The following is a 14,459-nucleotide window of genomic DNA, read 5'->3' on the forward strand; positions in this document are numbered from 1 at the left end:
ATCCAAGGGGAAGCTCATGAAATCCGCCTACCTCGTATTCGTGCGCCGCGCGGCGCTCGCCGTCCCGCTCGCGTTCGCGCTTGCCGGCTGCATGTCGTCGACCCCGGTGTGGGACAGCCGCTTCGGCGATTCGGTCCGCACCGTGATGCACGCCCAGATCATCGACCCGCATGCCGGCGAACATCCGGCGTCGGCGCCGGGGGTCGACGGCAGCGCCGCCGCGGCCGCGCTCGACAACTACGACAAGTCGTTCAAGCAGACCGTGCCGCCTGCCAATGCGTTCGTGATCGGCATCGGCAAGGCTACCCAATAACGACGGCATGCTCAGGGAGAACGCCATGAACCGCGCAGCCCGCTATCCGAAAGTCACGCGTCGCAGCCTGCATCGCCAGCGCGGTGCCGTCGCGATCATCGTCGGCCTCTCGCTGGCGGTGATGATCGGGTTCGTCGGGCTCGCGCTGGATCTTGGCAAGCTGTACGTCACGCGCAGCGAACTGCAGAACAGCGCCGATGCCTGCGCGCTGTCGGCCGCGCGCGACCTGACCTCGGCCATCAGCCTGTCGGTGGCCGAGGCCGACGGCATCGCCGCCGGTCACCTGAATTTCGTGTTTTTCCAGAAGACGTCGGTGCAGATGTCGACGAACGCGAACGTCACGTTCAGCGATTCGCTGACCAACCCGTTCCTGGCGAAGAACGCGGTCACGAACCCGGCGAGCGTCAAGTACGTGCAGTGCACCGCGACGCTGAGCAACATCGCGCACTGGTTCATCGAGGTGCTGAACGTGCTGCCGGGCACGAAGCTCGCGAATGCGGCGGAAGTGTCGGCGAGCGCGATCGCGACCGTCGGCGGCGGGCAGACGACCTGCGCGATTCCGGTGTTCGTGTGCCGTGGTCCGTCCGATCCGGCCTACAAGGTCGGCGACTGGATCACGTCGCCGTCCGGATCGTCGTCGACCTACGGGCCCGGCAACTTCGGCTGGGCGGCGCTCGACGGCTCGACGAACGAGACGACGCTCGCGAGCGAGCTGTCGGGCAATACCTGCAACATCACTAGCCCGCCGGACCTGGCCACCACGGGCCTGAAGTCGGCGTCGCTGCGGGCCTGGAACACGCGCTTCGGCATCTATACGAACGGCGCGAATGGTTCGAGCGGCCAGCCCGACTTCACCGGCTACGCGTATGTCGGCCCGAACTACGGGCCGCCGGGAACGCCGGGCATCAAGGGCGACGCGTACACGCAGTTCGTGGCCGACCGCGCGAGCTTCAAGCCTTACCAGGGCGACGGCGCACCGCCGTCGGGCAGCGGCATCGCCACCAACGGCACGGCGACGGCGAGCAACTACGCGACCTACGGCAGCGACCGGCGCCTCGCGCTCGCGCCGGAGGGCGACTGTTCGACGCTGAAGGGCACCAGCGGCAAGGTGCACGTCACGCAGTGGGATTGCGTGCTGATGCTCGATCCGCTCCCGTTCAGCGCCGGCAGCGGCGCCATCGTCGCGCATCTGGAATACCTCGGCTCGTCGGTGTCGGGCAACAACCCGTGCGCGACGCACGGCTTGCCCGGCAGCGGCAGCGCGTCCGGAACCCAGGTTCCGATGCTCGTTCAATAGCGGAGAGACGATCATGAAGAAGCCGTCGATTCGTCGTTCGCGCACCCGCGGCGCCGTCGCCGTCGAGTTCGCGCTCGTGCTGATGCCGATGATCATGCTGGCGACCGGCGTGGCCGAGTTCGGCCGGGCGATCTACCAGTACGAGACGCTGACCAAGGCGACCCGCGATGCCGCGCGCTACCTGTCGGTCTGGTTGCCGACCGACAGCGCGTATCCGGTGTCGCAGGCGCAGTGCCTGGTCGTCTACGGCAGCACGACGTGCGGCACGTCGGGCACCGAGCTGGTGCCCGGGCTCACGACGTCGATGGTCACGATCTGCGACGCGCAGCACACGACCGGCTGCAGCGATGCGTCCGATCCGTCGCAGTTCGCGAACCTGCCGACCTACGATTCGAACAACAACGCGGCAAGCGGCACGGCCACGGGCGCGATCAACGTCGTCGAAGTGAAGATCAGCGGCTACAAGTACCAGCCGATTCCCGCGTACCCGGGGCTGCCGTCGATCACCTTCGGCAACATCGTCACCGTGATGAGGCAAGTGTCATGAACGCGCGCCATTTTCCGCTGTCCCGCCGGCGCGCGCAGCGCGGCGCGGCGATCGTCGAATTCGCGCTGATCGCGACGGTGCTGATCATGCTGCTGATCGGCATCTTCGAGTTCGGCCGCGTGCTGTTCTACTGGAACACGGCGAGCGAGGCCGTGCGCCTCGGCGCACGCACGGCGGTGGTCTGCGACGTGAACGCCGCGGGCGTCGTGAAGCGCGTGCGATCGCTGATGCCGCTGCTGTCGAGCGCGAACGTGTCGGTTAACTACACGCCGTCGAGTTGCGACGTCAACACGTGCTCGTTCGTGACGGTGAGCGTCACGAACGTCACCGTCAAGACCATGATCCCGTTCATGAACGTCACGCTGAAAATGCCGCCGTTCACGACGACGCTGCCGCGCGAAAGCCTGAATTCCGCGACGGGCGGCTCCGCCTGCAACTAATCGACAAGACGAGGCACACGACATGATCAATATCCTCGTAGCTTCCGACGATACCGCGCGGCTTTCGCAGATCGCGCGTCTCGTGGCCGACTGCGGACGCTATCGCACGACGCGCGCCACCGGCCGCCCGTCGCAGATCGAACATCGCACCGACGGGCTCGACGCGTTCGACATCCTGCTGGTCGACGGCGCGTCGCTCGAGCCGTTCGAGCTGTCGGCGATCGAGCGCATCTGCCGCGCGCATGCGGGCCTGACCTGCATCCTCGTGACGGCCGACGCATCGCCGCACGTGCTGCTCGATGCGATGCGTGCGGGCGCCCGCGACGTGCTGCAGTGGCCGCTCGATCCGCAGGCGCTCGGCCACGCGCTCGGGCGGGCCGCCGCGCAGAGCACGCGGCGCGATACCGACGACACGCGCATCGTGTCGTTCATGTCGTGCAAGGGCGGCGCCGGCACGAGCTTCGCGGCCAGCAACGTCGCGTTCGAGATCGCCGAGGGCTTCAAGCGTCGCGTGCTGCTGATCGACCTGAACCAGCAGTTCGCCGACGCGGCGTTCCTCGTCAGCGACGAAACCCCGCCGTCGACGCTGCCGCAGCTATGCGCGCAGATCGAACGGCTCGACAGCGCGTTTCTCGACGCGAGCGTCGCGCACGTGACGGAAAACTTCCACGTGCTGGCCGGCGCCGGCGACCCGGTCAAGGCCGCCGAGATGCGCGAGGACGCGCTCGAATGGATTCTCGGCGTCGCCGCGCCGCGCTACGACTTCGTGATCTTCGACGTCGGCGTCGGCATCAACCCGCTGTCGATGGTCGCGCTCGATCGCAGCGACCAGATCCAGCTCGTGCTGCAGCCCGCGATGCCGCACGTGCGCGCCGGCCGCCGGCTGCTGGAGATCCTCGTGTCGCTCGGCTACTCGACCGACCAGTTGCGGCTGATCGTGAACCGCGCGACGCGCGCGAGCGAGCGGACCCGCACCGCGCTCGAGGAAGTGCTCGGGCTGCAGGCGGCCTGCACGATTCCCGACGACGCCGACACCGTGCTCGAAGCGATCAACCAGGGCCATCCGGTGTCGCGGCTCGCGCGCGGCTCGGCGGTCGCACGGGCGTTGCAGGGCCATGCGAAACAACTCGTCGACGGCGAGGTGCGCGCGGGACGCAGCGCGACGCACAGCGAGCCGTTGATGTCCCGGCTGTTCGGCCGCAAGGCCACGCCGAAGCTCAAGTCGATGTAATTCTTACGGGGAACCATCATGTCATTGCGCGAACAGATGTCCTTGCATCGGGCCCAGCCGGCGGCGGCGGGCGGCGAACCGGTCGGCCCGGCGCATTCGTCGGTGCGCGACGCATACCAGAAGCTGCGCCGCGAAATTCACCTGGCCGTGCTCGAGCGCGTCGAGCTCGAGCGCCTGTCGCGACTGCATCAGGACCAGGTCCGCATGGAGATCGGCTCGCTGATCGCACGCATCCTCGACGAGGAAAGGATGCCGGCGAACGACATCGAGCGGCGCCAGCTCGCGATCGACGTGTACGACGAGATGTTCGGCTTCGGCCCGCTCGAAGCGCTGCTGCGCGACCCCGGCATTTCCGACATCCTCGTGAACACGTACCGGCAGGTCTACGTCGAGCGCTGCGGGCAGCTCGAACTGACCGACGTGACGTTCTACGACGATGCGCACCTGATGAAGGTGATCGAGAAGATCGTGTCGCGCGTCGGGCGCCGCATCGACGAATCGAGCCCGATGGTCGACGCGCGGCTGCCGGACGGTTCGCGCGTGAACGCGATCATCCCGCCGTCCGCGATCGACGGGCCGCTGATGTCGATCCGGCGTTTCGCGGTCAACCCGCTGAAGATGGACGACCTCGTGCGCTACCACAGCCTGACGCCGCCGATGGCCGAGCTGCTCGACGCGCTGTCGCGCGCGAAGGTGAACGTGCTGGTGTCGGGCGGCACCGGCAGCGGCAAGACGACGCTGCTCAACATCCTGTCCGGCTTCATTCCGCGCAACGAGCGGATCGTGACGATCGAGGACGCGGCCGAACTGCAACTGCAGCAGCCGCACGTGCTGCGGCTCGAAACGCGCCCGCCGAACATCGAGGGCAAGGGCGAGATCACGCAGCGCACGCTGGTGCGCAACGCGCTGCGGATGCGCCCGGACCGGATCATCCTCGGCGAAGTGCGCGGCGCCGAAGCGCTCGACATGCTCAACGCGATGAACACCGGCCACGAAGGCTCGCTCGCGACGATCCACGCGAACACGCCGCGCGACGCGCTGACGCGGCTCGAGAACATGGTCAGCGTGTCCGGCCTGACGCTGCCGCCGAAGACGATGCGCCAGCAGATCGCGTCGGCGATCTCGGTGGTCGTGCAGGCGGCGCGGCTCACGGACGGCAAGCGCAAGATCATCAGCATCCAGGAACTGACCGGGATGGAAGGCGACATCATCAACATGCAGGAGATCTTCACGTTCAAGCGCACGGGCGTGGACCGCGACGGCGCGGTGCGCGGCCACTTCTGCGCGACCGGCGTGCGGCCGAAGTTCGTCGAGCGGCTGCAGGCGTTCGGCATCAACCTGCCGGATTCGCTGTACGACCCGTCCATGCGGTACGAGGCGGACTGACGCCAGGGCGTCCTGTGCTGCCGGGGAGAGGCTCATGAATGCGATCTTTTACGGTTTTGTGATTCTTACCTTCGTCGCGGTCGTGCTGTCGATCGAAGGCATCTATCAATGGTGGAACGCGCGACACGGCGCCGCCGCGCGCCGGATCGAATCGCGCATTCGCGCGATGTCGGCCGGCGGCAACGTGCAGCAGGAGCGGCTGTCGATCCTGAAAAAGCGCATGCTCGACGAGTCGAAGCCGTTCGACCGGCTGCTGCTGCGCCTGCCGCGCGTGCACGCGCTCGATCTCGTGATCCAGCAGTCGGGCCTCGACTGGACGCTGCCGAAGCTGATCACGCTCAGCGCGACGTTCGCGGCGCTCACGTGGTTCGCGGCGAGTTTCGCGCGAGCGCCGCAGCTCGCCGCGGTGCCGCTCGCGCTGTTCGCCGGGTGGTGGCCGATGATGTACGTGTTGCGCCGCCGCGCCCGGCGGATGCGCAAGCTCGAACGGCAGTTGCCGGAGATCTGCGACATGATCGCGCGCGCGCTGCGCTCCGGTCATTCGTTCACGAGCACGCTCGGGATGGTCGGTGACGAGTTTTCCGAGCCGATGGGCGGCGAATTCCGCGTCACGTTCGACGAGGTCAACTACGGCGTGTCGCTGCACGACGCGCTGATGAACCTCGCGACGCGCGTGCCGGTGCAGGACCTGCGCTACTTCGTGATCGCGGTGCTGATCCAGCGCGAGACGGGCGGCAACCTGGCCGAGTTGCTCGACAGCATCGCCGCGCTGATCCGCGAGCGCTTCAAGCTGTTCGACAAGGTGCGCGTGCTGTCGGCGGAAGGGCGGCTGTCGGCGTGGATTCTCGGGCTCTTGCCGTTCGGCACCGCGGCGGTGATGGCGCTGCTGAACCGCGAATTCCTGTCGGTGCTCTGGGAGGATCCGGCCGGGATCCGGATGGTCGGCACGATGCTGGTGTCGATGCTGTTCGGCCTGTTCTGGATCCGCCGAATCGTGCGCATTCGCGTCTGACGCGCGAGCCGAATAACGAACCGTTGCGAGGTTGTCATGCAAAACCTGAGCGTGGTCCAGGCCGTGATGCTGGGCGGCTTGTTCATCTTCGTGGCCGGCGGCGTGCTCGTCGCGATGCTGCTGTTCGCGCCGCGCGGCATCCAGCGCCGGCTCCAGCAGGCCGGCGGGACCGGGGCGGGCGGCGTCGCCGGCCCGGGCGACGGCGACGACATGGCGTCGCGCTGGGTCGCGAAGCTGGTCGAGCTGTCCACCCCGATCTCGAAGCTGTCGGTGCCGAAGGAGGGCTGGGAGAATTCGCCGCTGCGCATCCGGCTGATGAATGCCGGCTGGCGCAACCAGAGCGCGGCCGCGCTGTATTTCACCGCGAAGACGATACTCGCGCTCGGCCTGCCGTGCGCGGCGCTGCTGGCGCTGATCACGACGTCGCTCGGCGACGAGCGCGCGGTGCTGTCGCTGATTCTCGTGGCGCTCGCCGGCATCGGCTACTACATCCCGAACATCGTACTGTCGCAGCGGGTCAAGGTGCGCCAGCAGAAGATCTTCGAGGATTTCCCGGACGCGCTCGACCTGCTGACGGTGTGCGTCGAGGCGGGGCTCGGGCTCGACGCGGCGCTGATGAAGGTGAGCGAGGAGCTGCGGTTTCGCAGCGAGGTGGTCGCGAGCGAACTCGATCTGCTGCTGCTCGAGATGCGCTCCGGCTTCACGAAGGAGACGGCGCTGCGCAATCTCGCGCTGCGCACCGGCGTCGAGGACATCGAATCGTTCTGCGCGATGCTGATCCAGGCGGACCGGTTCGGCACGAGCATCGGCGAATCGCTGCGCGTGCTGTCGGACATGCTGCGTACGCGGCGCCGGATGCGCGCGGAGGAACGCGCGGCGAAGATCGCGCTGAAGCTGCTGTTTCCGCTGATCTTCTGCATCTTCCCCGCGCTGATGATGGTGCTGCTCGGGCCGGCGATGATCCACGTCTATCGCGTGCTGCTGCCCACGTTCGTCGGCGTCGCGCCGTAAGCGGCGCGCGGATGCGGCTTCGCGCGCATCGATTCAGGCTCGACGCGCCGGCCCCGGGGCTATTCGGCGGCCGGCGCGGCAACAGGCTTCATGGAGGCTCCCTCCCCAGGCGGCGCCGCGAGACAGGTCGACCATAGCGGCGTCGATGCATCCTGGACCCATGGTCGATCATGGAACGAGCCGTAGTCCACCGCCTTCACGGCTGCCCCCTGCGGCTAACCGCCGAGCCGGCGTGCTGCGTATCGGGACGGCCGACGCCCGGTGTATCAATGAAAGTGATGCACGTAGCGCAGCACCATCCGCGTCCCCTGCGGCCGGTTGCGCGCATAGGTCTCGAAGTACGCGTTGAACAGCAGGTGATCGTGCGGCGAGAAGCTATACATGGCGCCCGGCCCGATCGCGAACACGGCTTCCCGCGTGCCCGGCACGTCCTGCCCGTTGGCCTTCATGTCGGTGATCTGACGTAGCCAGTAGCCGTTGAGCCCCAGCCGCAGGCCGGGCCGCACTTCGTACTCGGTCGCGAAGTTCACGTGGATCGCCTGGCCCGCTTGCGTCGACGTCACGTCCGGGCCGAGTGCCGTCGCCGGTTGATGGTTGGTCGCGTTCCACAGATAGTGCAGTCGCCACGATACGGTCCATTTCGGCGTGAGCCACAGCGTCGCGGCCCAGTACGGATCGAACGACCAGAAATGGCTGCCCGGATTGATCGTGCGCGCCGGATCGTACGCGCCGGTCGGCACGATGAACTGGAATTCGACGCGCTGCGCGAAGCGTGGGCCCTGCGCGCCCATCACCGGGTCGAACTGGACGAACGGGCCGATCAGCAGATCGCCGAAGCCGGCGCGCGCATTCAGCGCGACGTTGCCGATGCCGTCGTCGGTCCGCGCGGACGCGATCCACGGCAGGATCACGTCGAGGCCCGGATGCATGCCGGCAAACGTCAGCGGGGACTGATAGACGAGCTGACTTAAGCCCGCGAACAGGTCGATGTCCTGCTTCGGCAGCCCGACCTTGTTGCCTGCATTGTCGTTGACGCGGCCGGCCGTGTAGTACTGCAGGTACTGCGTGCCGTACCAGCCGGCGCCGGCCGGCGGCATGCCGTCGAGGAAACTGGTCATGCCGAGGTTGACCGCCGGCAGGTCGGCCGCATGAGCCGGCGTATGACCGGCGAGGCCGCCGAGGCCGGCGAGTGCGAAGCCTGCGGCGACGAGCAGGCGAGAGCCGCTTTTCATGTTTACCACCTCTTGGCTATTTGCTTGTATGTACTAATTAAATGGAACGTGAAAGATCGGGATGATCGGCGATCGCGCGATACTGGCCCGCATGGAACACGAGCGGCGCCTTGCCGAAGGCGTCGAACTGCTCGATCTCGCCGATGAACAGCAGGTGGTCGCCGCCTTCGTAGTGGCCGACGTTGCGGCACACGAAGCGCGCGCTCGCGCCGTCGAGGCACGGCACGCCGCCGTTCTCCGAATCCGCGTGCGGCACGCCGTCGAATTTGTCGGCGCTGGGCGTCGCGAAGCGGCGCGACAGGTCGATCTGGTCGTGCGCGAGGATGTTGATCGCGAAGTGGGTCGCCGCGACGAAATCCGGGCGGCTCGGCGCGAGCTTGCGCAGGCTCCACAACACGAGCGGCGGATCGAGCGACAGCGACGAGAACGAATTAGCGGTGAGGCCGACCTTGCGGCCGTCGGCCGCGCACGTGGTGATCACGGTGACGCCGGTCGGGAACTGCCCGAACGCGGCGCGCAACTGCATCGGGTCGAGGGCCGGACGGTCGGTAACGGTCGTGTCCATGGCGCTCACTCCGCACGCACGCTGTGTTCGCGGATCAGCGCCGCGCACGCCGACGGTTCGAACCACCACGGCGCGAACCGGCGCGGATCGTCGAAACCGTCGACGATCGTTTTCGCGAGCGACGGCAACTGGCCGGCCGCGCCGAGCAGTTCGAGGATGTGCGGCGGCGGCGGGGTGAGCAGCGAGTTGGTCCAGCGCACGACGTGCCGCGCATACGCCCAGTAGCCTTCGAACGTCTGGTGCATCCAGTCTTCGCCGAACGGTGCGGCACCGCGCGCGACGATCGCGTCGAAATACGCGTTCGCGCATTTCGCGGCGTTGTTCGAGCCCTGGCCGGTGATCGGATCGTTGACCACCACCGCATCGGCCATCCCGAACACGGTGCGGCCCGACGGCAGCCGGAAGAACGGCTTGCGCACGGTCGGCGCGAAGCGCCCGGCCAGCGTGCCGTTCGGATCGGTGAGCGCGACGTCGCGGCAGCGCTCGTATTCCCACGGTACGTACTGCTGCAGGAACGACAGGCTGCGGTCCAGATGCTGCTCGGGCGTCTTCACGTCGGCCCAGCAGTCGAGCGGGCCGCCCGGGATGCCTTCGAACACCATGATTTCGCACGGGCCGGTGGTGGTCAGCGCGGGAAACACGAAGTACTCGCCGATGCCCGGCAGCAGGTTGAAGCGCACGCGCGAATACGGCTCGCTCGGCGTCATCCCTTTCACGTAGGTCAGCGCCAGCGCGCGCTGCGGACGATCGAACGGGCTGCGCGCATCGTCGCGGCCGAGCAGGTTCACGATGTCGCCCTTGCCGGCCGCGAGCAGCACGAGATCGTGGCTGCGGGCCAGTTCCTCGAGTTCGGGCACGCCGATGTCGGCGATGCGCACGTCCGCGCCGCGGCGGCGGACGCCGTCGAGCCAGTCGGCCATCTTCACGCGCTGGTCGACCGACTGCGCGTAGCGGGTCAGCCGCGACGACCAGTCGATCGCCTTGCGGCCGTGGCCGTCCGGGTGCGGCACCGCGATGCCGATGCCTTCGACGGACGGGCATGCTTCCTCCCACGTATTCAGGCCGAGATCGCGCTCGATCTGCAACGACGTGTGAAACATGCACTGGCTCGACATGACCTTGCCGGAGCGGATCTGCTCCGCGTCGCGGTTGGTCGCGAGCGTGACGTGGTAGCCCTGGTCGAGCAGGGCGAAGGCGAGTTGCAGGCCGGACTGGCCGGCGCCGACGATAGCGATGCGTCTCATGGGAAATTCCTTGGTTGGTCGTGTAGCGGCCGTAGTGATCGAGGGAAGCAGCGGCGACGCGCGGTCACTCCGCGAGCCGCGGAATCGCCGGCACCGCCTGTTCGGGGCCCATCGCGGCATAGCCGCCGTCCACCGCGTAGTCGGCGCCCGTCACGAAGCTCGCCGCGTCGCTGCACAGGAACGTGACGACCTGCGCGACTTCCGACGGATCGCCGACGCGGCCGAGCAGGTGGAACGGCGCGGCGACGCGATCGGTCTTCGCACGGTCGCCGTGCGTGAGCTCGTCCATCACGCGCGACCAGGTCCACCCGGGCGACACCGAGTTGACGCGAATCCGGTCGGGCGCGAGATCCATCGCTATGCTGCGCGTGAGCTGGCGGATTGCGGCCTTGGAGGTCGGATACAGCCAGCGGCCGGTTTGCGCGCACTGCGCGGAGATCGAGCTGAAATTCACGATCGCGCCGCCGCCGCGCCGCGCCATGTGCGGATGCACGGCCTTCGCGAGCATCGCCGCCGACACGACGTTGACGTCCATCGCCGCGAGCCAGTCGTTGCGGGTCGCGTGGATGCCGTTGTCGACATAGCTGCACGCGAGGTTGACGAGCACGTCGATCGCGCCGAATCGTTCGACGATCGTCGCGATCGCGCGCTCGATCGCACGGTCGTCCGTGATGTCGAGCGCGATGAACAGCGCCCGTTCGCCGAGCGATGCGGCCACGCGTGCGCCGTTGTCCGCATCGAGATCGAGGATTGCGACGCACGCACCGGCGCGGCTCAGGTCCTGTGCAACCGCGGCGCCGATCAGCGTGGCGCCGCCGGTGACGAGCGCGACTTTGCCAGCAAGGGCATTCATGGGGTGTCTCCGGGAATCATGGGGGTGAGGGTGGGGCCGCGTCAGTGCGCACCGCTGGACGGCGCATTGTCGCGCCAGCGGCGCATCAGGCCGTTCGACGGCACGGTGACGTCGAGCAGCTTGCGGGCCGTGTCGACGCCCGCGACCGGCAGGCCTGACGGGTCGAGCAGGCCGATCTGCACGAGCACGCTCGCCTGATCCCAGTAGATGTGCTCGTGATAGAGCTTGTCGCCGCGAAACTTGACGATTGCGACGAGCGGAATCTCGACGCGCTTGCCGGTCGGCGCGACGCCCGGCAGCATCCAGTCGATCTCGGTGGTGTGCGTGAAGCAGAACAGCAGCTCGTCGACGATCTGGCTCGCGCCGATCGTGCGCGAGATCGGCGTGATCGTCGTGTCGGGCGGGTTCGCATGCACGAAGTGATGCGTGTAGAAGCGCTTGAGCTCGTCATGGCCGACGCCGCCCGTCAGCGTCGGAATATGGTTGACGTACGGCTCGGCGACCATCGTGGCCATCGTCGCGTCGACGTTGCGCGTGTCGAACTCGTGCTTCAGATGCGTTTCCCACAGCGCGGACAGGTCGTAGTGCGGGCCGAGCGCGGCGCGGAACGCGGCGATCGCGCGCTGGTGGGCCATGACCGCGGCGGCCTGGTCGTAATGATCGCCGCCGGCGCGGGCGAACGCGTGGTCGACGCCGGGGTAGACGTAGACTTCGACGCCGTCGCGGCCGGCCAGCGCAGCCGCGATGCGCTGCTGCGCGTCGGGCGGGCAGAAACGGTCCTGCGCGGCGATCTGCAGCACGAGCCGCCCGTGCAGGTGCGCCGCTTCGTCCAGCGCATGCTCGATGCCCACGCCGTAGTAGCTGACCGCCGCCGCCACGCCCGGCAGCCGGCATGCGGCGAGATACGCGAGCTTGCCGCCGAGGCAGTAGCCGAGCACGCCGGCCTCGCCCGTGCATTCCGGCCGCTGGCGGAGCGCGTCCAGCGCGGCGCCGACGTCGTCGACACCGTTGTTTTCGTCGAATTCGCGATAAAGGGCCATTGCGCGCTCGACATCGGCCGCCGCATACCCGAGCTCGATGCCGGGCGACTGGCGCCAGAACAGGTCCGGCACGAGCACCGTGTAGCCTTCCTCGGCGTAGTAGTCGGCCACGTCCCGCATCGTCGCGTTCGCGCCGAAGATCTCGTGACAGAGCACGATGCCCGGCCCCGTGCCGCCGGCCGGCGTGCTCAGGTACGCGCGAAACGCGCCGCCGTCCGGCGATGGAATCTCGATGTGACGTCCGTTCATCTGTCCCTCCGTGCTGTTGGTTTCGGTGATGGGCCCAGTATTGGTGGCCGAAATGGGCGTTTCTATCCGCTTTCTTCGGCCGGTATCCGCGAATTCCGGAAACCTGCGGCAGCGGCCGCCGCGAGCCGGCGGGCCGTGGGCGACTGCGGGTATGTGCGGATGCGGACAGCCCGCACAGTTTTCTACGATGCGCGAACGGTCCGCTTCTTGCGTGGCTTGCGCGGGACTTGCGTGTTTCGTGGGACGGATTGTCCGGATGCTCCGGGCGCTGTCCGGATCGTGCGACGCATTCCCCGAGATCGGGAATGCATGCACGGCGCGAGTGCGATCGAGCACGACGGGAGAACTTCGATGGCGCAATTTTCCGAAACCGGCTGGCTGGGTGAAGCCGCCTGTTTCAATCACGGCACGCTGCTGCTGGAGTCGAACGACGTCGACGAGGTGCGTGCGCGCGTGGCGGACGTCTTCAAGCCGCATCGACTCACGCCCACCGGCGAATCGCGCGTGCTGCACAGCTGCATGCACCATGCGCGCTGGGGCAACCTGTCGCTGAACCTGCTCGATTACGGCGGCGAGGTGTCGATCGAACCGGGGCCGCTCGAGCATTTCTTCCTGCTGCAGATTCCGCTGCGCGGCGACGCCCAGATCGAATGCGGCGCGACGCGCTTCGTGTCGTCGCCCGACACGGCGTCGCTGCTGTCGCCCACGCTGCCGCTCCGGATGCGATGGGGCGAAGCGTGTCCGCAAGTCATCCTGCGTATCGAGCGCGACGTGATGGAGCGCCACGCGCAGCGGCATTTCGGCGGGGACCGGCGCGCGAGCGTCGAATTCGAACCGGCGTTCGACCTGTCGTCGCCGCAGGGCGTCTGTCTCGCGCAGGTGCTGCCGGTGCTCGCCGGCGCGATCGCGACGGACGCGCATCCGCTGCATCATCCGCTCGCGTTCGAGCAGCTCGAATCGACGCTGCTGAACCTGCTGCTGTACGGCCACCCGAACACCGCGCGCAACGGCACCCGTTCCGCGCCGGCGCCGCTCGCGCCGTTCTACGTGCGGCGCGTCGAGGAATACATCCGCGCGCATCTCGACGAGCCGCTGACGATCGAACGGCTCGCCGAACTCGCCGGCGTCAGCCCGAGCACGCTGTTCGCCGGCTTCCGCAATCGCCACGGGATCACGCCGATGGGCTTCGTCCGACAGTTGCGGCTGCAACATGTGCGCGACGAACTGCTGGCCGACGACACGCCGGGGCTCGCGTCCGTCACCGACGTCGCGCTGAAATGGGGCTTCGCGCACCTCGGGCGGTTCGCGATCGAGTATAAGCGGGCGTTCGGCGAATCGCCGTCGGCGACGCTCAGGATGCGGCGCGGGCGGGGGTGAGGGCGGCGCGATGGGTCGGCCCGCTCGATCGCGCGGCCACGAAGGTCGTTCGACAGCGTTGCACGGATCGTCCACAATCCGTCGTGCACATCGCGCCCGTCGGCGCGATGCCTCCGGGAGCGTCCTCAATGACTGGCCTATCCATCCGGTCCGCCACGATCGGCGATGCGCAGGCGATCGCCGATTTTCATGTCAAGGTCTGGCGGCAGACCTATCGGGATCTCGCGCCGGCCGACGCGCACGCCGTTCTCGACGAACACTATCGCCGCAGGCAATGGACTCAAAAGCTGTCGTCGAACGACGGGAACCCGCTCGTGCTGGTGGCGGAGATCGACGGCAGCATCGTCGGCATCGGGGCCGCCGGCGCGCCGTCCGATCCGGTATTCAACGGCCGTGGCGAGATCAAGTTTCTGTATGTCGATCCCCGATTCCAGCGTCGCGGCATCGGCCGCCAGCTGCTCGCGCGGCTCGCGACGCATTTGGGCCGGTTGCGGTATCCGGGCGCGGCGTTGAGCGTCGTCGACGGCAACGACGCGGCGATCGCGTTTTATGCGGCGCTGCATGGCCGGCCTGCCGGCGAATACATCGATCCGGGGCCGGTCTGGCGATCGCGCAACATCGTGATGGTGTGGGACGACCTCGCGAGCCTTGGTGCGTGAGCA

At 67.8% G+C, this 14,459-nt stretch carries 15 protein-coding genes; 10 read left to right on the forward strand and 5 right to left on the reverse strand.

The features are described from left to right. Positions 1–16: 16 nt before the first annotated feature. The 8 genes from JYG37_RS30935 to JYG37_RS30970 are packed head-to-tail and all read left to right on the forward strand — an operon-like array spanning position 17 to position 7,237. Positions 17–313 carry a hypothetical protein gene (locus JYG37_RS30935; protein WP_050015333.1) on the forward strand — a complete coding sequence of 99 codons (297 nt, stop codon included), beginning with the start codon at positions 17–19 and terminating at the stop codon, positions 311–313. Positions 314–338: 25 nt separating this feature from the next. Then, positions 339–1,610, forward strand: coding sequence for a pilus assembly protein TadG-related protein (locus tag JYG37_RS30940; protein WP_124630120.1), 1,272 nt, complete (start codon positions 339–341; stop codon positions 1,608–1,610). A 13-nt stretch (positions 1,611–1,623) separates the two neighbouring features. Next, the gene (locus tag JYG37_RS30945; protein ID WP_124592668.1) at positions 1,624–2,157 is read left to right on the forward strand and encodes a TadE/TadG family type IV pilus assembly protein; all 534 of its coding nucleotides are present in this window, start codon (positions 1,624–1,626) and stop codon (positions 2,155–2,157) included. Then, a complete protein-coding gene (locus tag JYG37_RS30950) occupies positions 2,154–2,597 on the forward strand; it encodes a TadE/TadG family type IV pilus assembly protein (protein WP_050015327.1) in 444 nt (147 codons plus the stop codon). The genes JYG37_RS30945 and JYG37_RS30950 overlap by 4 nt, the downstream gene beginning before the upstream one ends. 22 nt (positions 2,598–2,619) lie before the next feature. Beyond that, a complete protein-coding gene (locus JYG37_RS30955; protein WP_050015325.1) occupies positions 2,620–3,828 on the forward strand; it encodes a CpaE/TadZ family protein in 1,209 nt (402 codons plus the stop codon). An 18-nt stretch (positions 3,829–3,846) separates the two neighbouring features. After that, positions 3,847–5,214 (forward strand): TadA family conjugal transfer-associated ATPase, encoded by a 1,368-nt coding sequence (locus tag JYG37_RS30960; RefSeq protein WP_050015323.1) that lies wholly within the window; start codon positions 3,847–3,849, stop codon positions 5,212–5,214. Positions 5,215–5,248: 34 nt separating this feature from the next. Next, positions 5,249–6,226: a type II secretion system F family protein gene (locus tag JYG37_RS30965; protein WP_050015321.1), complete on the forward strand. Its 978-nt coding sequence runs from the start codon at positions 5,249–5,251 to the stop codon at positions 6,224–6,226. A gap of 36 nt (positions 6,227–6,262) precedes the next feature. Further along, positions 6,263–7,237 carry a type II secretion system F family protein gene (locus JYG37_RS30970; RefSeq protein ID WP_050015320.1) on the forward strand — a complete coding sequence of 325 codons (975 nt, stop codon included), beginning with the start codon at positions 6,263–6,265 and terminating at the stop codon, positions 7,235–7,237. 266 nt (positions 7,238–7,503) lie between these two features. Here the strand turns inward: JYG37_RS30970 and JYG37_RS30975 are convergent, their stop codons facing one another. The 5 genes from JYG37_RS30975 to JYG37_RS30995 all read right to left on the reverse strand — a co-directional run bounded on the left by JYG37_RS30975 (position 7,504) and on the right by JYG37_RS30995 (position 12,420). Further along, positions 7,504–8,469: a SphA family protein gene (locus JYG37_RS30975; RefSeq protein WP_213346992.1), complete on the reverse strand. Its 966-nt coding sequence runs from the start codon at positions 8,467–8,469 to the stop codon at positions 7,504–7,506. A gap of 37 nt (positions 8,470–8,506) precedes the next feature. Further along, the gene (locus JYG37_RS30980) at positions 8,507–9,034 is read right to left on the reverse strand and encodes a flavin reductase family protein (protein WP_050015318.1); all 528 of its coding nucleotides are present in this window, start codon (positions 9,032–9,034) and stop codon (positions 8,507–8,509) included. Between the two features lie 5 nt (positions 9,035–9,039). Further along, on the reverse strand, positions 9,040–10,278 hold the full coding sequence (locus JYG37_RS30985; RefSeq protein WP_176015914.1) for a styrene monooxygenase/indole monooxygenase family protein: 1,239 nt from the start codon (positions 10,276–10,278) through the stop codon (positions 9,040–9,042). 64 nt (positions 10,279–10,342) lie between these two features. Next, positions 10,343–11,131: an SDR family oxidoreductase gene (locus JYG37_RS30990; RefSeq protein WP_213346994.1), complete on the reverse strand. Its 789-nt coding sequence runs from the start codon at positions 11,129–11,131 to the stop codon at positions 10,343–10,345. Between the two features lie 41 nt (positions 11,132–11,172). Then, positions 11,173–12,420, reverse strand: a complete 1,248-nt coding sequence (locus JYG37_RS30995; RefSeq protein WP_213346997.1) for a dienelactone hydrolase family protein — start codon at positions 12,418–12,420, stop codon at positions 11,173–11,175. Between the two features lie 351 nt (positions 12,421–12,771). Here JYG37_RS30995 and JYG37_RS31000 point away from each other — a divergent pair, with 351 nt between their 5' ends. Both JYG37_RS31000 and JYG37_RS31005 read left to right on the forward strand, forming a co-directional pair. Beyond that, the gene (locus JYG37_RS31000) at positions 12,772–13,797 is read left to right on the forward strand and encodes an AraC family transcriptional regulator (RefSeq protein ID WP_213346999.1); all 1,026 of its coding nucleotides are present in this window, start codon (positions 12,772–12,774) and stop codon (positions 13,795–13,797) included. A gap of 128 nt (positions 13,798–13,925) precedes the next feature. Beyond that, positions 13,926–14,456: a GNAT family N-acetyltransferase gene (locus JYG37_RS31005; RefSeq protein ID WP_213347001.1), complete on the forward strand. Its 531-nt coding sequence runs from the start codon at positions 13,926–13,928 to the stop codon at positions 14,454–14,456. Positions 14,457–14,459 lie beyond the last annotated feature (3 nt).

The sequence above is a fragment of the Burkholderia sp. LAS2 genome (assembly GCF_018417615.1).
Lineage (GTDB): Bacteria > Pseudomonadota > Gammaproteobacteria > Burkholderiales > Burkholderiaceae > Burkholderia > Burkholderia sola.

Excerpts from the sequence above, each read along its gene's own strand:
- JYG37_RS30965 (WP_050015321.1), top strand. The coding sequence starts at position 5,249 with ATGAATGCGATCTTTTACGGTTTTGTGATTCTTACCTTCGTCGCGGTC.
- JYG37_RS30955 (WP_050015325.1), top strand. The coding sequence starts at position 2,620 with ATGATCAATATCCTCGTAGCTTCCGACGATACCGCGCGGCTTTCGCAG.
- JYG37_RS30970 (WP_050015320.1), top strand. The coding sequence starts at position 6,263 with ATGCAAAACCTGAGCGTGGTCCAGGCCGTGATGCTGGGCGGCTTGTTC.
- JYG37_RS30950 (WP_050015327.1), top strand. The coding sequence starts at position 2,154 with ATGAACGCGCGCCATTTTCCGCTGTCCCGCCGGCGCGCGCAGCGCGGC.
- JYG37_RS31000 (WP_213346999.1), top strand. The coding sequence starts at position 12,772 with ATGGCGCAATTTTCCGAAACCGGCTGGCTGGGTGAAGCCGCCTGTTTC.
- JYG37_RS30945 (WP_124592668.1), top strand. The coding sequence starts at position 1,624 with ATGAAGAAGCCGTCGATTCGTCGTTCGCGCACCCGCGGCGCCGTCGCC.
- JYG37_RS30960 (WP_050015323.1), top strand. The coding sequence starts at position 3,847 with ATGTCATTGCGCGAACAGATGTCCTTGCATCGGGCCCAGCCGGCGGCG.
- JYG37_RS30940 (WP_124630120.1), top strand. The coding sequence starts at position 339 with ATGAACCGCGCAGCCCGCTATCCGAAAGTCACGCGTCGCAGCCTGCAT.
- JYG37_RS30995 (WP_213346997.1), bottom strand. The coding sequence starts at position 12,420 with ATGAACGGACGTCACATCGAGATTCCATCGCCGGACGGCGGCGCGTTT.
- JYG37_RS30935 (WP_050015333.1), top strand. The coding sequence starts at position 17 with ATGAAATCCGCCTACCTCGTATTCGTGCGCCGCGCGGCGCTCGCCGTC.
- JYG37_RS30980 (WP_050015318.1), bottom strand. The coding sequence starts at position 9,034 with ATGGACACGACCGTTACCGACCGTCCGGCCCTCGACCCGATGCAGTTG.
- JYG37_RS30990 (WP_213346994.1), bottom strand. The coding sequence starts at position 11,131 with ATGAATGCCCTTGCTGGCAAAGTCGCGCTCGTCACCGGCGGCGCCACG.
- JYG37_RS30985 (WP_176015914.1), bottom strand. The coding sequence starts at position 10,278 with ATGAGACGCATCGCTATCGTCGGCGCCGGCCAGTCCGGCCTGCAACTC.
- JYG37_RS31005 (WP_213347001.1), top strand. The coding sequence starts at position 13,926 with ATGACTGGCCTATCCATCCGGTCCGCCACGATCGGCGATGCGCAGGCG.
- JYG37_RS30975 (WP_213346992.1), bottom strand. The coding sequence starts at position 8,469 with ATGAAAAGCGGCTCTCGCCTGCTCGTCGCCGCAGGCTTCGCACTCGCC.